Annotated in this window: 17 protein-coding genes and 1 riboswitch; of the genes, 4 read left to right on the plus strand and 13 right to left on the minus strand. The window is 63.6% G+C overall.

All coding sequences use genetic code 11. The annotated features are described in order from the left end of the window. Nucleotides 1–163: 163 nt before the first annotated feature. The 11 genes from SPR01S_RS18730 to SPR01S_RS18780 form a co-directional block, all read right to left on the minus strand. Nucleotides 164–652, minus strand: coding sequence for a hypothetical protein (locus tag SPR01S_RS18730; protein WP_066592454.1), 489 nt, complete (start codon nucleotides 650–652; stop codon nucleotides 164–166). Between the two features lie 96 nt (nucleotides 653–748). After that, nucleotides 749–1,162 (minus strand): hypothetical protein, encoded by a 414-nt coding sequence (locus tag SPR01S_RS18735; protein WP_066592468.1) that lies wholly within the window; start codon nucleotides 1,160–1,162, stop codon nucleotides 749–751. Between the two features lie 229 nt (nucleotides 1,163–1,391). Then, on the minus strand, nucleotides 1,392–1,808 hold the full coding sequence (locus SPR01S_RS18740; protein WP_066592471.1) for a VOC family protein: 417 nt from the start codon (nucleotides 1,806–1,808) through the stop codon (nucleotides 1,392–1,394). A gap of 9 nt (nucleotides 1,809–1,817) precedes the next feature. After that, complete coding sequence (locus SPR01S_RS18745; protein WP_066592474.1) at nucleotides 1,818–2,450, minus strand: DUF4276 family protein; 633 nt, start codon at nucleotides 2,448–2,450, stop codon at nucleotides 1,818–1,820. Beyond that, nucleotides 2,450–3,727 (minus strand): AAA family ATPase, encoded by a 1,278-nt coding sequence (locus tag SPR01S_RS18750; RefSeq protein WP_066592476.1) that lies wholly within the window; start codon nucleotides 3,725–3,727, stop codon nucleotides 2,450–2,452. The genes SPR01S_RS18745 and SPR01S_RS18750 overlap by 1 nt, the downstream gene beginning before the upstream one ends. 88 nt (nucleotides 3,728–3,815) lie before the next feature. Beyond that, entirely contained in the window at nucleotides 3,816–5,675 is a 1,860-nt protein-coding gene (gene thiC / locus SPR01S_RS18755) for a phosphomethylpyrimidine synthase ThiC (RefSeq protein WP_066592480.1), read from the minus strand. 39 nt (nucleotides 5,676–5,714) lie between these two features. Then, nucleotides 5,715–5,824: riboswitch (TPP riboswitch) on the minus strand. A gap of 92 nt (nucleotides 5,825–5,916) precedes the next feature. Continuing rightward, a complete protein-coding gene (locus SPR01S_RS18760; protein WP_066592486.1) occupies nucleotides 5,917–6,945 on the minus strand; it encodes a ferritin-like domain-containing protein in 1,029 nt (342 codons plus the stop codon). A 23-nt stretch (nucleotides 6,946–6,968) separates the two neighbouring features. Beyond that, complete coding sequence (locus SPR01S_RS18765; RefSeq protein WP_066592497.1) at nucleotides 6,969–7,928, minus strand: ferritin-like domain-containing protein; 960 nt, start codon at nucleotides 7,926–7,928, stop codon at nucleotides 6,969–6,971. A 263-nt stretch (nucleotides 7,929–8,191) separates the two neighbouring features. Next, a complete protein-coding gene (locus tag SPR01S_RS18770) occupies nucleotides 8,192–9,049 on the minus strand; it encodes a MipA/OmpV family protein (RefSeq protein ID WP_066592507.1) in 858 nt (285 codons plus the stop codon). 74 nt (nucleotides 9,050–9,123) lie between these two features. Continuing rightward, nucleotides 9,124–9,555, minus strand: coding sequence for a DUF2141 domain-containing protein (locus SPR01S_RS18775; RefSeq protein WP_084251294.1), 432 nt, complete (start codon nucleotides 9,553–9,555; stop codon nucleotides 9,124–9,126). After that, nucleotides 9,494–10,288, minus strand: coding sequence for a sterol desaturase family protein (locus SPR01S_RS18780; protein WP_066592500.1), 795 nt, complete (start codon nucleotides 10,286–10,288; stop codon nucleotides 9,494–9,496). Before SPR01S_RS18780 ends, SPR01S_RS18775 begins: the two co-directional genes overlap by 62 nt. 152 nt (nucleotides 10,289–10,440) lie before the next feature. Between SPR01S_RS18780 and SPR01S_RS18785 the strand changes: the two genes are divergently transcribed. After that, complete coding sequence (locus SPR01S_RS18785; protein WP_066592501.1) at nucleotides 10,441–11,334, plus strand: ankyrin repeat domain-containing protein; 894 nt, start codon at nucleotides 10,441–10,443, stop codon at nucleotides 11,332–11,334. 51 nt (nucleotides 11,335–11,385) lie between these two features. Here SPR01S_RS18785 and SPR01S_RS18790 read toward each other — a convergent pair whose 3' ends face one another. Both SPR01S_RS18790 and SPR01S_RS18795 read right to left on the minus strand, forming a co-directional pair. Continuing rightward, nucleotides 11,386–11,958, minus strand: a complete 573-nt coding sequence (locus SPR01S_RS18790; RefSeq protein ID WP_066592510.1) for a DUF2585 domain-containing protein — start codon at nucleotides 11,956–11,958, stop codon at nucleotides 11,386–11,388. A gap of 34 nt (nucleotides 11,959–11,992) precedes the next feature. Further along, entirely contained in the window at nucleotides 11,993–12,526 is a 534-nt protein-coding gene (locus SPR01S_RS18795) for a TetR/AcrR family transcriptional regulator (RefSeq protein WP_066592502.1), read from the minus strand. 139 nt (nucleotides 12,527–12,665) lie between these two features. Here SPR01S_RS18795 and SPR01S_RS18800 point away from each other — a divergent pair, with 139 nt between their 5' ends. From SPR01S_RS18800 to SPR01S_RS18810, 3 genes are all read left to right on the plus strand, one after another. Then, the gene (locus tag SPR01S_RS18800) at nucleotides 12,666–13,277 is read left to right on the plus strand and encodes a glutathione binding-like protein (RefSeq protein WP_066592503.1); all 612 of its coding nucleotides are present in this window, start codon (nucleotides 12,666–12,668) and stop codon (nucleotides 13,275–13,277) included. Between the two features lie 247 nt (nucleotides 13,278–13,524). After that, nucleotides 13,525–14,685: a lycopene beta-cyclase CrtY gene (gene crtY, locus SPR01S_RS18805; protein ID WP_066592504.1), complete on the plus strand. Its 1,161-nt coding sequence runs from the start codon at nucleotides 13,525–13,527 to the stop codon at nucleotides 14,683–14,685. Next, complete coding sequence (locus tag SPR01S_RS18810) at nucleotides 14,682–16,157, plus strand: phytoene desaturase (protein ID WP_066592505.1); 1,476 nt, start codon at nucleotides 14,682–14,684, stop codon at nucleotides 16,155–16,157. Before crtY ends, SPR01S_RS18810 begins: the two co-directional genes overlap by 4 nt. Nucleotides 16,158–16,271 lie beyond the last annotated feature (114 nt).

Here is a 16,271-nt window from a genome sequence, read left to right on the forward strand (position 1 = left end):
GGGGCCGCGTCTCAAGCAGGGCACTCTGTGAGGCATCCCCCGCCCCCATCCCCGTTCGGGGTGAACGGTCCCCCCGGACCGTTCAGATTGTGCCGGGGCACAACCGACCCCGAACGCCTGAAGGGGAGAGGCTAGGTTCAGATCACAGCGGTCGCTCTGGCCATCAAGCGGCGGGGCGCCTTAGGGTCGTCCAGGCGAGATACAGGACCACGATCGCGACCGCGCCTTGCGTCGCCAACAAGGCCGGTTCGTTGCCGAGCGGCGCCAGTGCGTGGAGCGCGGGGATCTTCTGATAGCTCTGCACCACCAGCACGACCATGTTGAGCCATTGCGCGAACAAGGCGGTCGCCAGGAACACGCGCCGCCATCCCCCCGCGAGCTTGCCCCCGTAGAGCGCGTAGAGCGCCACCGCGAGCACGACCAACGACACCACGCCGAAGATGAACGGCGGCCCGATCGGCTTGGGCGGGAACAGGAAGCCGGTCACGCTGGTCAGGATGGTGAACACCAGGAACAGGCCGTTCATCAGCGACAGCCAACGCCCGCCGGCCAATGCGACGAAAAAGACCAGCCCGGCGGCGATGCCGACCAGGCTGATGACGACGTGCAGTTCGGTAAAGGCCGATAGCGACAGGCCGAGATTCGTGAGCATCGCATTTCCCCAAATCGATGACGATCCCCGTAGCCTAACCGAGCTGGCCCGGCCCGACGAGTCGAATCGGTGGCGCAACGATCCTGGGCTTGCTCCTCAACTCGCCGGGGTGAATTCGCCGACGACGATCGCGCCGAGATCGCGATCGAAGGTCTCGGTCGTCGCCGTGCCGTTGCCGCGCATGGTGAAGGTCCCGGCATCGACATAGCCGCCGCTCCCGGTGGGATCGGACAGTACCTTGTACGTCATAGGCCCCGATGCGCTGGTCACCGTGATCGCCGATTTTCCCGCATTGTCGGTATAGGTGACCGAGATCGCGCCGGGATCGTCGATCGCCGCGGGGACGAGCAACTGATGGTGCCCGCCGGGGCGCAGGACGAATGTCCGAGCCTCGCCCGGCTTGAGCCCGATCGTCTCGACGGCGACGTCCGGGGGCGGAGCCGTCTCCTCCTGGGCAATCGCGGCGGCGGGCAGCAGCGCTAGGGCCACGGCAAGGAAATGCAGGTGCATGGTGTGTCTCCAGCCCCCGGTCGCGTGGAGAAACGCGCAAGGGGTGGAAGGGTTCAGTCCGAGGCGGGCGGGCCGAAAAATCCTCCCCGGCACGGGGAGGGGGACCGCGCGCGTTAGCGCGTGGTGGAGGGGGCCCACGATCCGCTGGCCGTTTCGCTTGTGGTGGGATCCTCGCGGGACCCCTCCACCATTGCTGCGCAATGGTCCCCCTCCCCGTTCCGGGGAGGAATTAGGCCGTGCTCGGATGCCCCGACGAGAATTGTATGAGGTCCCAAAGGTTGCCGTACAGATCCTTGAACACCGCGACTCGCCCATAATCATAGGTCGCCGGCGGCCGCACCCACTCGATCCCGGCGGCGGTGAACGCGGCATGATCGCGCTCGAAATCGTCGGTGGCGAGGAACAGGAACACCCGCCCGCCGGCCTGGTCGCCGATATAGTTCGCCTGATGCTCGTTGGAGGCACGCGCGAGCAGAATGGTAGTAGCGCCCGCCGGCGCGCCCGGCGGACGGATCGTCACCCAGCGCTTGTCCTGTTCGGGCTGGTATGTGTCCTCGACCAGGGTGAAGCCAAGCTTGCCGACATAGAAAGCGAGCGCTTCGTCATAGTCGCGAACGATCAGGGCGATGTGGGCGAGATGGGGCATTCCTGGAGATCAGGAAAATGGCGCCAAGGCCTGCAGCAGCTTTTTAAAGCTGGGGGATTTGTTTGCACCGAAATCCATATGGGGCGGGATGTTCGCCGCCCACTCACACTTCGCTACACCGGGAGCTGGCCATCCGGCAGCAATCAGTGCCGCCGAACCACCCGGATGCACCGCGTCAGCTAGAATCTCCCATGTCCCGCAAACGGAATCTTGTTTGTAGGCTTTCATGGGCCCTTCTTGGACATTTGAATAGGCCGCCTTGATGGCCTCGGGGTCACCCAACAGCCATGCCTCCATTTCTTCAATCGCTAGTCGGAAAATCACGTTAGCAGCGGGTGCTATTTCTTGGTGCACGGATTTCAGCTCTTTCAAGAAGTCCTTACAATCGCGGCTATCCGTATCGACGATGATTATGAGGGCTGTCACGTAGGGAGTGTTCGCGCAGCCTCTTATAAGCTTTGGAAGGCTATCGAGTATGATTCTATGCTCTGCGTTATCCGTGGATTGTAAACCCTTGGGTATCCTCCCAATGCCTCTGTAGCCGTGGACGCGCCAAGTAATATCGTCGCGAACGATCCTCGGCAGTATATTTTCCAAGAGAATTTTACCAGAAGCATCCTCGACGCATATCTCAAGATGCATTATTTGACATCCAGATAGTCGCTATACCATAACCCGCCCAAGGGTAGACCTTGGCTCACCAAGTTTTTCACCAATTCGTCATCTGATGCCCGACGAATCGTCGAGAATCCGTCCGAGCCTCGCTCCATAATCCAAACCTCTTCAGGCCTGAGGGCGTCAACTAAATACGGTTGATGAGTGGTGAGGAATATTTGAGACGCATTCGACTTCCCGGTAGCATGTTGCCTAAATTCGTGAGCCAACGATTCCAGCAATTTATGGTAAAGACCGTTTTCCGGCTCCTCGATGCAGAGAAAGGGTGGCGGCGCGGGGTCCTCAAGTAACAGGAGATAAGCAAAAACCTTTAACGTCCCATCTGACATTTGTTGCGCGAAGAAAGGATCCGAGAAGCTAAGCTCATTAAACCGCAGCAACAAACGACCGTCATCAGTCCGTTTTGTGTCAATGCTGGTTATTCCAGGTATCTTAGAAGCAATCCTCTTCAGAATTTCTGAAAATCTCCTTGGATGCTCTCGCTCCATAAATTGGACGACGTTGCCTAAGTTGTCGCCATGGACATTGAGATGCCTTTGGGGCCCAGCCATGGGAAGTGCTCGAGCGGCGTCTGGCGTGAAATAACTTAGATGCCAACCTTCGATAAAACGACGAAATGCGGAAATTCTGGGATGCTGCTTCAACGCACCTAATGTTGCAATACCGAGACGGCGAGTATCATCCATCTCGACTTTTTCACTTTCACCGCTCTCTTCGCTAGCTTCGAATAACTCTTCTACACTGATCTTTTCATCTTCGATGTTGATCCCGGCGTTGTCGCCAACCCAAGCAGCGCCCTTGCCATGATTCAAATATAGAAAAGAAAATGGCCGCCCATGTTTCTGACCTCTGCGTCTCTGTCGAAGTCTCTCGCTTGCAACAAAGGGCCTTTCGCTTTGATCGGTGTCAAACGCCACCTCATAGGTGATCGGTCGAGACTGTGGAGCCTCCCTGTAGTAGATTTCGAACGAGATTGGGCCGATCTCCCCTTGGGACCTGATCCTTTCGAAACCTCCACGTCCATGAGCGTCGCACGCCTCTTCGACACCCACTCTCAAGGCATCAGAAAGAAAACCAAACGCATCGAAGAGAGTACTCTTTCCGACACCATTTCTTCCAATGACTGCGGTGAGCGGCGTCAGCTCTGCGCCAACCGCTTCGGATCGGTCCGCATAGATTTTGCCGAACGTAATTTCCTTTAGGGAACGGAAATTTCGAACCCTAAACCCTAGAATGCTCGCCATTGGTCTATTCAGCGCGTAGTGTCTGATTGGTCAATTTATTTCGACGCACGTCGCTGCACCTTTTCAACCAAACCGTGGCGCTCTCGGTTCAATCGTGCTCCCGCCCGCCAGCACCCATGTACAACTCCCGCCCAGTCTCGTTGTACAGCTCGCTCATCTTCGCCATCCCGGCCTCGGCTTCTTCGGCAGCAATGAACGTCTCCGGCGCCGAATTCTGTTTCGCCGCGAAGTCGCGCACTTCCTGCGTGATCTTCATCGAGCAGAATTTCGGCCCGCACATCGAACAGAAATGCGCGGTCTTGGCGCCTTCCGCGGGCAGGGTCTGGTCGTGATATTGCTCCGCCGTGTCGGGATCGAGCGACAGGTTGAACTGGTCGCGCCAGCGGAATTCGAAGCGGGCGCGGCTGAGCGCGTCGTCGCGCATCTTGGCGGCCGGATGGCCCTTGGCCAGATCGGCGGCGTGGGCGGCCAGCTTATACGTGACCACGCCGACCTTCACGTCGTCGCGGTCGGGCAGGCCGAGATGCTCCTTGGGCGTGACGTAGCAAAGCATCGCCGTGCCGTACCAGCCGATCATCGCGGCGCCGATGCCGCTGGTGATATGGTCGTAACCCGGCGCGATGTCGGTGGTCAGCGGCCCGAGCGTGTAGAAGGGTGCCTCGCCGCACGCCTCCAGCTGCTTGTCCATATTCTCCTTGATCTTGTGCATCGGCACGTGGCCGGGGCCCTCGATCATTACCTGAACGTCCTGCGCCCAGGCACGCTTTGTCAGCTCGCCCAGGGTATAGAGCTCGGCGAATTGCGCTTCGTCATTGGCGTCGGCGATCGATCCGGGGCGCAGACCATCGCCCAATGAATAGGCGATGTCATACGCCTTCATGATCTCGGTGATCTCGTCGAACCGCTCGTAGAGGAAGCTCTCCTTGTGGTGCGACAGGCACCATTTCGCCATGATCGACCCGCCGCGGCTGACGATGCCGGTGACGCGCTTGGCGGTCAGCGGCACGTACGGCAGGCGGACGCCGGCATGGATGGTGAAATAGTCGACGCCCTGTTCGGCCTGTTCGATCAAGGTGTCGCGGAAGATTTCCCAGGTCAGGTCCTCGGCGACGCCGCCGACTTTCTCCAGCGCCTGATAGATCGGCACGGTGCCGATCGGCACGGGCGAGTTGCGGATGATCCATTCGCGCGTATCGTGGATGTTGCGCCCGGTCGACAGGTCCATGACCGTGTCGGCGCCCCAGCGGATCGACCAGACCATCTTGTCGACTTCGGCGGCGACATTGGAGGCGACCGCCGAATTGCCGATATTGGCGTTGATCTTGACCAGGAAATTGCGGCCGATCGCCATCGGCTCGGATTCGGGGTGGTTGATGTTGTTGGGGATGATCGCGCGGCCGCGGGCGATTTCGTCGCGGACGAATTCGGGCGTGACGTAATCGGGGATGGCGGCGCCCCAATCCTGGCCGTCGCGGACATATTCGGCGAGGCGGGCGCGACCGAGATTCTCGCGCTCGGCGACATATTCCATCTCGGGGGTGATGATGCCGCGGCGGGCATAATGCATCTGGCTGACGTTCATCCCCGGCTTGGCGCGCAAGGGGCGCTTCACGACATTGGGGAAGGGATCGACGCCGCCGGAGCGATCGGGGCCGAGTTGGCCGTTATCCTCCGGCCGGATGTGGCGGGCGTCATAGCTTTCGACGTCGCCGCGCGCCTCGATCCACGGACGGCGGAGATTGGGCAGGCCGGCCTGGATGTCGATCCGGGCAGCGGGGTCGGTGTACGGACCCGACGTGTCGTAAACGCGCAACGGCGGCTCGCCGCAGCCGGGCTCGAGGTCGATCTCGCGCATCGCGACCTTCAGCGGACCGACATGGATCTTGCGGCTGCCCCTTATGGGTCCGGTGGTCACGCCGATTTCGGTACGCGCTGGGATGTCGGCCATGCAAACTCACTCCAGTGTCGGAGCGAGGACACGGATTTCGAGTGAAAGCCGCCCACTCCCTCCGCCGGTCTCAACCGGATCAGGTTCAGCGGGTCGGAGGCTGCGGCCTCCCTCTCAACCGCGACAGAGCGGTCCCCCGGGGATGACGCAAGCTAGGCGCTTGTGGAAACAAAAGAAAGGGCCGCGCGATGAAGAGGCGGCGCGCGGCCCGAGTCGGGAGTTTAGCCTGGTGCCCGACGGATCAGCTTGCGGCGCTAACCCGGAGCGTGCCGTTGACACCCGCCGGGAAGAACCCGCCCGACGAGAGCATCGACTTGGACAGATAGACGATGTTCAGCACCTGGCCGGTGTTGCGGCTGAAGGCGAGACCGTTGGCGTCGGTCGGCACGATGTTGGAGGTGACGCCACCATCGGGACTCGCGATTCCCTGGTCGAGGTCGTCGGGTCCGTCGACCGCATCCCGCACGTCGCTGATCTTGCCGGCATTCTCGATCAGTTTGAGCGTGGGGTTGGCGATCCCCTTGCGGTAGAGCACCGTCCGTACCAGTCCGGCATGATAGGCCTCCGCAGCAAGGATGCCGGCGGCCGCTTCGAGATAGGTCTTGTTGGTGATCAGCGGCGCGGCGCCTTTATATGCGGTCACCCCGACATCCTCGAAGATGAACGCGCCGAGCAGGAAGTTTTCGTCGCTGGCATAAGGGTCGAACGTATCGGCCGGGCCGATCACCCCGGCCGCGCGGGCCGCCGCGGTAAAGGCGCCCGCCATGCCGCCGTCGATATTGATCGCCGGTTGCGCCACCGCTTGTCCACCGGCCGAAGCGATCGCGCTGCGCAGAAAGGCGACGTGCGCGGTTTCGTCCTGGGCGATCTCCCGGGCATATTGCTGCACCACCGGATCGCTGAACGGCACCGCCCGGCCGCCCGTTACCCCGCCCTGCACGCCGCTTCCGGTGAGCTGATTGGCAGGCAGGCCCGCGCCGGTCACCGCATAGCTGTAGAATTGCGCCTCGAGATATTCGAGGTTCAGCGCGAAATTGAGGATGTCGACATCGGTAACCGCGGTCGGCGTGGGGGTAGGGGCAGGAGTCGGCGTCGGCGTTGACGGTGGCATCGACGAGGAAGAGCCGTTGTCGCCGCCGCAACCCGACAACAAGGCGAGGCCGCCGAGCGCCGCGGCGCCGCCACCCGCCATGGTCAGGAATCGCCGCCGGTCGGCCCGGCGTGCTTCGGTCGCCTCGATGAGGGCGAGCGCTTTGGTCTGTTCGATCATTGCAAATCTCCTTTCGCTCGCTGTCAGGCGTTGTTGGCGCTGGTCTTGATGAGGCCGTTGACCCCCGCCGGGAAAAAGCCGCCCATGCCGACGGCATTCTTGTTGAGATAGACGATGTTGAGCACCTGGCCCGTCGTCCGGCTGTAGGCGAGGCCGTTGGCGTCCAGCGGGACGATGTTCGATCCCGTGCCGCCCAGTCCGCCGACCGGCGAGATGCCTTGGTCATCGTCGCTCGACCCGTCGAGGCTGTCGCGCGCGTTGGAGATCAGGTCGGCCGCAGTACGCAGGCTCGGCGTCGCGATGCCCTTGCCGTAGAGCGTCGTGCGCACGATCGCCGCGTGATAGGCCTCGACGGCAAGGATGCCGGCGGCCGCTTCGAGATAGGTCTTGTTGGTGATCAGCGGCGCGGCGCCCTTGTACGCGGTCACCCCGACATCTTCGAAGATGAACGCGCCGAGCAGGAAGTTCTCGTCACTGGCATAGGGATTGAAGGCAACGCCTGGACCCACCAGTCCAGCGGCCCGCGCCGCGGTGCTGAAGGCGCCGTTGGGGTCTGTCCCGCCGACATCGATCGCTGGCTGGGCGACTTTGGCCCCGCCCAAAGCGGAGCGCAGAAACGCGACGTGCGCGACCTCGTCCTTGGCGATTTCCTGGGCGTAGGCGGAGACGACCGGATCGGTGAAATTGACCTTCGTCCCGCCGACGACGCCGCCCTGCGTGCCGGTGCCGTCGAGCATGTTGGCGGGAAGGCCCATGCCGGTCGCGGCATAGGAATAGAATTGCGCCTCGAGATATTCCAGGTTGAGCGCGAAGTTGAGCACATCGGCGTCGGTCACGCTCTGCGCGAAGGCCGGGCGCCCGGCGGCCATCATCCCGGCGCCGACCGCGGCGGCTCCAATGGCAGATTTGAAGAAGTCGCGCCGTTCGCCGCGTCGTTTGACGCGGGCGTCCAACACGTCGATCACTTGTAGATCGTCTGCCATCGTTCATCCTCTCTGTTCGGGTAACGGACACTCCTTCACGGCTGAGATGGCAGGGCGTTTCACGGATGCACGATGCCCAATGCATCGCACCGCACGCCCCGCCTTGGAGCGCCGGTACGAGAGGTACGAAGCCGCGATCCGCAAGGATGCAGCGGATGTCGATTTATTTGACTGATCCGGACCAGCGTCCCGCTGATCGCGACGTCAGACGGCCGACGCGGCGAGTCTTGTGATTGCGATCGCAATCACAAGCCGCCCGCGCCCTAGAAAGTGTACGCAATCCCCGCGCCGCCCAACCACTGGTTGCGGTTGCCGGCGATCGAGACGATCGGCGAGTCGGCGAAATCGTTGAGCAGGCGCTTGTACGTCCCGCCCGCCACCAGCTTGAAGCCGTGGAGCAGGTCGCCAGTCAGCGCCACCGTCGCGAAGCCGCCCGCGGTCCAGCTCTTCCACCCACCGCGGGTGTTGAACTCGGGCAGGCCGCTCGCGAGGCTGCCCGCGGCGTCGACATCGAAATAGGCGCGTCCATAGTCGCGATCGGCATGTTCGGCCGAAGCGAACAGGCCGACCGCCGCCTTGCGGCTGAGCGGCGTCAGATAGTTGATCGTCGGCGACCAGATCGCGCCGCGCTGAGCACCGGTCACGCCCTTGCGATAGCTGACCGAAACCGACAGCTGATCGTATTGGCTGGTGATCACGCCGGTCTTGCCGATCCCGACATAGCCTCCGACTTCGAGCGAGCGGTCGCGCTTGCCGAGCGCGCGGACGCGGGGGTCGTCGATATATGACAGCAGCGAACGATTGAGGTCGAGCACCACGACCGGGCCCGCCTGCAAATCCCAATTGGGACCGGGCTTGTTCGGAATGAGGTCGGCCGAAAAGCGATTGCCGATCAGCTGAAAATTGAACCCCGATACCGATCCGATCACCGCGGGCACGGCGGAAAAGCCCGAATGATCGGCGCCTTCGTAATCGGGCATATAGACCGCGCCGGCACCAACCGTGACGGTGTCCTTGCCGGTATCGAGCTGTTCCGGCGCGGCGGGTGGCGGCGGACTGGTGTCCTGCGCAAAGGCGGGCGCGGCGAGCAACAAGGCGGGGGCAATCAGCAAAAGACGCACGGGGCAGGCTCCGATCAGGATGACGTTTGGGTAAAGCAACGCCACCCGGGCGTTTTGTGTCCGTGCGCCAGATACTAAAGCATATAGCGCATCGTCACCTGTTGCGTTTCGGCAACGCCGCCTAGTGCGAATTGGGCAGCGGTGAAGCGCGGCGGTCCGAATCGGATCGGCGGGTTGCGGGTGAACCCGAAACCTTCGCGTGGGATTCCCATCAGCGTGTCGAGCTTCGCGTTTGAATTCTCGTCATGAATCAACGCCGCGGCGTACTTGCCGGGCGGCAGGCCGTCGAACCGGATGATATGCTGGCCCGCCGGGACCGATCGCGTGACGGCGCGCTTATCGTCGACGCAACCGGGGAAATTCTTGGGATCGGCGGTCAGGCAGACGCGGATCAGGCCCCGCGCCGAGCGCATACCGGCGACATCGATCTCCAGGTTCCCGAGCTCATTGGCGGCCGGGCTGGCCACCGGCGCCGCCGCCGGCAGCAGCACCCCCAGCACGATCATGGCGCCGGCCTTCGCCGCGCGCGAACCCGCCGACCCCGCGGTCGGTGCCGCAGAGGCGATCCCAGAAGCGGAAATAGAGCCCATAATTACACCTATACTCGGCATGATGCCTTTGATGATGGCTGGCGGTGATCAGCCACGCCCCCAATGGTCCCCGCCACAGGAAGCGCGGAAAGATTTCCCACCCCATGTGATTGGTCACCCCCATAAGCGTCATGATTCCAAGCACAAAGGCCAAAGCGCCGATATGGATCGGGATCACGAAGACCAGAGCCGGAATGACGACGGCGCCCGTCAGCGCCTCGATCGGGTGGAACGCCATCGCCGCCCAGGCGGTCGGCGGGCGGCTGGCATGGTGGACGGCATGCGCCAGCCGGAACGGCGCCGGACGATGCATCCAGCGATGCGTCCAGTAGAACCAGGTGTCGTGCGCCAGCAGGTAGAGCAGCACCGACAGCGGCAGATACCAGAGCGGAAAGGCGTGGATGTCGGCGTAGATTCGCGACCATCCGCGATTCTGCCACCCCCAGGCGACCACGCCGGCGGGCACGCCATAGATCGCTGCGGACGCGAGGCTCCAGCCAATCTCTCGCCGGATCTGCTTGTCGAGCCCGGCATAGAGCCCCGGCCGCACCGCGCGTGTCGCGAGCGCGAACGCTCCACTGCTGGCCAGGTAGCGCAGCCCGACGATCAGCGTCATGGCGATGGCGGACAATGTGATGGCGGCAAGCATGGTCACGGCCCCGTGGTACGCCATTGCCCTACGCTATTGAAGCCGCTGCCGCTGGCCCTGCGAAGAGGGTCGCCTTTTGTCAGTTTATTCCAAGCCAGCTCGCTGAAATCGCGTCCATATCCCGCGCATAACTGGCAGCGGGCGAACAAGCGATGAAGCGGATGATGGGTTGGGCGCTGGCCGCCGCATTGGCCGGATCGGGGACGGCGTCGGGATTGCGGGCCCAGGCGGACCCCTTCGTCACCGCGCAATATGACATCACGATCAAGCACAATGCCGATGCGCTGGCGATCATCGATAGCGGCCAGTTCGACATCAATATGCAGAGCGAGGAAGGCTATACCCTGCTTCACTCCGCCGCGGATGCCGGCAATCTGGAGATGGTCAATGCGCTGCTGACGCGCGGTGCGAACCCTAATCTGAAAACCGCCGCCGGGCTGAAACCCTATGACGTCGCCACCGGCACGATGGTCAAGGCGGCGTTGGCGAAAGCGATGCAGGCGCCGGCGATGGTATCGACCCGCCCCGCGGATGGGCCGGTGGCGGCGAATGGCGGCGCGAACGGCTCGTGCGCCGCGGTCGTCGCGGAGCGCGCCAATAACGGCCGATCGGCGGCGATGCGGCCGATCCTGCGGGCGCGCGACGACATCTGGTACAACCATCCCGACGAGCTCGCGCTGTTGCTGGAGGATTGCGTCGGCGCCAACCAGAAGGACGATGTCGGGTCCGGCCTGCTCCACAGCGCCGCTTCCCGCGATCGCATCAAGGCGGCCAAGGTGTTGCTCGCGCATGGCGCCAGCCGCTCGCTGCGCGACGCCGCCGGGCGGATCCCTGCGGATTATGCCAGTTCGCCCGAGATGAAGGCGCTGCTCGGCCCGCCCAGCGCCAAGGCGGACACGACATCGGCGGCGATGGCCGGCAAGGGCGACAAGAAGGAATGCGCGCAGAAATACCAGGCCGACGTGGCGCTGTGCTCCGACGGCACCTGCCGCATGCGCGCGATGTCGCACTGGCAGAAATGCCTGAAGACCGGCAGCTATTATTGAGCGGGGCCGGATTGGCGGTGCGGCGCGGGTCCCAGCGACGCTGAAACGAGGTCAGCCGCCCGCCTGCCACACGCGGATCGCGTCGACCGGATGGACCAGCATCAGCACGTTGAGCGTGAGATTGTCGCGGATCACCGCCAGCGCCAGCAGTTCGAAGAATATCGCCAGCGCTACCGTTCCCCAAACCGGCAACCGCCGCGCGAACGCGAAGCCGATCATCATCATGACGATATCGCTCATCGAATTGAGGATGGAGTCGCCCGAATAGCCCACCGCGATCGTCGCCGCGCGGTATCGGTCGATGATGATCGGAGAGTTTTCGAGCAATTCCCAGCCGCCTTCGATCACCACCGCGAGCGGCAGCGCCCAGACCCGCAGCCGCCCGGGCAGGACGGACCAGAGCAGACCGTAGAACAGGAAGCCGTGAATGATATGGCTGAGCGAATACCAGTCGCTCAATTGCTGGCTGTTCTCCGGACTGTTCGGGTCGCCGGCCCATAAGGCGACATGGCCGCACGGGCAGATCGGCGGGCGTCCCCAGGCAATTTCGATCGCGGCGAACAGGGCGATGGCGCCGATCGCGGCGACCAAGGCGCGGCGATCGACGAGGAGAGAATGACGGATCACGTCCGGACGCTAGGGCAAGGATCGACCGCCGTCACCGGGAGATCAGCGCGACACAATCGGCGGCCAGTGTCTCGAGTTCCTCGCGCGTGGCGCCGGCGCGGGCGCGCACGCTGAGCGAATGGATCACCGATGTCGCCACGCGGGCATGCGCCGCGGCGCGCGGGTCGCCGCGCGCGGCCAGCAATTGCTCGATCTTGCCGTCCTCCAACTCGACAAAGGCCGCCAGCCGGGCGCGGATCTCGGCATCGTCAACCGCGCTCGTGGCGGAGGTTGACACCATGATGCAGCCCGACGGTCCGGTCTCGCCGGTCAGGAAGCCGTCGATCACGGCGCGGAACATCACTTTCAGGCTCTGCTCGAGCGGCAGGTCGGCCTCGATCAGCTGATCGAGGGCGCGCCCGGCGCGGTCGATCGTGCGATCGAGCGACGCCAAATAGAGCGCGCGCTTGTCGCCGAACGCGGCGTAGAGGCTGGGGCGCTGCAGGCCGGTCGCGTCGACCAGGTCGTCGAGCGAGGTGCCGGCATAACCGCGTGTCCGAAACCGCTCGGTGGCGGCGCCCAGCACCTCACCCGCATCGAAGCTCCGTGGCCGCCCGCGGCGAGGCCGGTTTTCTGAGTTTTGTACCAACTTGCAAAGAATCCTTGACGTCGGGATTATTTATGCGGATTGGTACAAAAATAAACAAGCCCCCAGGAGGATCGTCATGAAGCTCTATTTCATTCCCTTCGCCTGCAGCCTGGCGACTCGCATCGCGATCAACGAAGCCGAACTGGATGCCGATTTCATTCAGGTCGTGCCGGACGGCACATTGCCCGACGGCCGCGCGTTCAGCGAGATCAGCCCGATGGGCTATGTGCCGGCAATGGAAGCGGGCAGCGTGACCCTGACCGAGGGGCCGGCGGTGCTGACCTATATCGCCGATCTTGCCGCCGAAGGCGTGCTGGCGCCGCCGCCTTATACGCGCGAACGGTACGAGCTGACGAAATGGCTCAACTTCATCTCGACCGAGATCCACAAGGGCGTGTTCGCGCCGCTGATGTCGCGGCATTCGACCGAAGGTGCGCGCGAGTGGTCGCGGGATCTGGTCGCCAAGAGGTTCGGGCTGCTCGAGGCGCATTTGACCGGGCGCGACTATCTGCTCGACAGCTTCTCGGTCGCCGACGCCTATCTGCTCGCGGTGCTCAACTGGACCGAATTTGCCGGATTGAGCCTGGAGGACTGGCCCGGGTTGAAGGCATGGCGCGCCGCGATGCGCGCGCGGCCCTCGGTAGCGGCGGCGATGGCGACCGAAATGCCGCTGCGCCAGGCGGCTTGAGGGTTTGTTTGAAAACTCGCGAAAGAGCGAGTTTTGAGACCGCACCAGCCCGCTCCCCCACCCGACCTCCCAATCAGTTTATTCTATGGGAGGTCGGGTGGGGGAGCGGGCTGGTGCCGTGAAACGCGCCCTCAGCGCGTTTTCAAACAGACGCCGAAGACGATCTGTCCACAGGCGATTCGTCCGAGCGGCTCAAACGCCTCGCTCCATGGGTTGCGCTCCCGACCAAAACGGGTAGCGATTCGTCATGGCAGGCCAAGTTGAGTGTGACCTAGCGATTGTCGGCGGCGGACTGGCGGGCGGATTGATCGCGCTCGCGTTGCGCAGGAGGCGGCCCGATCTCGACCTCAGGCTGATCGAGGCGAGCCCGCAAATCGGCGGCGACCATGTTTGGTCGTTCTTCGAGCGTGACGTCGCCAAAGAGGATCGCTGGCTCGCCGCGCCGCTCGTTTCCTATGGCTGGCGCGGTTACGAAGTCGCTTTTCCGGCGCATGCCCGGACGCTTTCGTCGAGCTATTATTCGATCGAGTCCGAACGCTTCGATCGTGTGGTGCGCGCGAGCCTCGCCCCCGGCCAGTTGATCGCGCAAAAGGCGCTGGGGGTCGGCACCACCGCGGTGGTGCTGGCGAATGGCGACCGGATCGAGGCCAAGGGGATTATCGACGCGCGCGGGCCGGGCGACATGTCGGCGCTCGATCTCGGCTGGCAGAAATTCGTCGGGCGCGAGTTGCTGTTGGCCGAGCCGCACGACGTGACGCGGCCGACAATCATGGACGCGACGGTCGAGCAGATCGACGGCTATCGCTTCGTCTATTCGCTGCCCTTTACTGCGACACGGATGTTCGTCGAGGACACCTATTACAGCGACACGCCGACGATCGATCGCGACGCGCTGGTCGACCGGATCCACGAATATGCGCTGGGCCGGGGTTGGGTGACCGAAGCGGTGTCGCGTGAGGAAACCGGCGCGCTGCCGGTTGCGATCGGTGGGGATTTCGACGCGTTCTGGCGCGCGGGCGGTGCGAAAGTGCCCAAGGCGGGTCTCCGCGCCGGACTGTTCCACCCGACCACAGGCTATTCGCTGCCCGATGCGGTGCGGCTGGCGGCGCGGATTGCCGTGGCGAGCGATCTTTCTACCCCGGCTTTGTACGATTTGACCTATGGCATGGCGAGCAGCGCCTGGGCCGACCGTACCTTTTACCGTACGCTCGATGCCATGCTGTTCCGCGCTGCCGAGCCCGAAGAGCGTTACCGCATCCTCGAACGCTTTTATCGGCTGGGTCCGGGCCTTATAGGACGATTCTATGCGGGACGATCGAGCGTGATGGACAAGGCCCGCATCCTGAGCGGCAAACCCCCGGTGCCGGTCGGCCGCGCGATCGCGGCGATCCGCAGGCAGCACGCATGAAGCGCGCGATCGTCGTCGGCGCCGGTTTCGGCGGGCTCGCGCTGGCGATCCGGCTGCAATCGGCCGGAGTCGCGACGACCATCGTCGAAGCGCGCGACAAGCCCGGCGGCCGTGCCTATTTCTGGCAACGTGACGGTTTCACGTTCGATGCCGGTCCGACCGTCATCACCGATCCCGCGGCGCTCCACGAATTATGGGCGCTGACCGGGCAGGACATCGCGCGCGACGTCGAGCTGATGCCGGTCATGCCCTTCTACCGGCTCAACTGGCGCGACGGCACCAGCTTCGATTATTCGAACGACGACGCCCAGCTTCATGCCGAGATCGCGCGGCTCAATACCGACGACGTCGCCGGATATCGCCGCTTTCTCGACTATTCGGGCAACGTCTATCGCGAAGGCTATGAGAAGCTCGGCTCGGCCGCGTTCCTCGATTTCGGCCAGATGGTCGCCGCCGCGCCGGCATTGATGCGTTACCAGGCGTGGCGGTCGGTCTATTCGGTCGTCTCGGGCTTCGTGAAGAACGAGAAACTGCGCCAGGCGCTGAGTTTCCACACCTTGCTGGTCGGCGGCAATCCGATGACCACCAGCGCGATCTATGCGCTGATCCACAAACTCGAACGCGATGGCGGCGTGTGGTTCGCGCGCGGCGGGACCAACAAACTGGTTGCCGGCATGGTCGCCTTGTTCGAGCGGCTGGGCGGCACTTTGCGGCTGGGCGATCCGGTGGCAAGGATCGAGACGCTGGGCGACCACGCGACCGGCATCGTCACCGCCAGCGGATGGTCGGGCGAGGCCGATGCGGTCGCGACCAATGCCGACGTGATGCATTCCTATCGCGACCTGCTGGCGGGATCGCGCAGCGCACAGCGCCGCGTCGGCCGGCTCGAGAGCAAGCGCTGGTCGCCCTCTCTGTTCGTCGTCCATTTCGGCATCAAGGGCACCTGGCCGGGCATTCCGCACCACATGATCCTGTTCGGCCCGCGCTATCGCGAATTGCTCGCCGACATTTACGACCATGGCGTGCTGGCGGAGGATTTCTCGCTCTATCTCCATCATCCGACGGTGACCGATCCCAGCCTGGCGCCCGAGGGGCATTCGACCTTCTACGCGCTCGCCCCGGTCCCGCATCTCGGCAAGTTCCCGGTCGACTGGAACGAGATCGGGCCGATCCTGGAGAAGCGCATCCTCGATGAGATCGGCGCGCGGCTGATCCCGGACATTCACGAGCGGATCGTCACCAAGTTCAGCTACGCGCCGTCGGACTTCGCGCACGACCTCAACGCCCATCTCGGCAGCGCCTTCAGCCTCGAGCCGATCCTGACCCAGTCGGCCTTTTTCCGCGTCCACAATCGCGACGCGAACATCCCCAATCTCTATTTCGTCGGCGCCGGCACCCATCCCGGCGCGGGCATTCCCGGCGTGGTGATGAGCGCCAAGGCGACCGCCAAATTGATGCTGGAGCAGAAGTGATGACGACCTGCCAAATCCTCCCCGGCACGGGGAGGGGGACCATGCGAAGCATGGTGGAGGGGGCCCGTCCTGTGGTCACCTCCTTACCTGTTGCTCGATTGGGGCTGGGGGGGG

It is taken from the genome of Sphingomonas pruni NBRC 15498 (assembly GCF_001598455.1).
GTDB lineage: Bacteria > Pseudomonadota > Alphaproteobacteria > Sphingomonadales > Sphingomonadaceae > Sphingomonas > Sphingomonas pruni.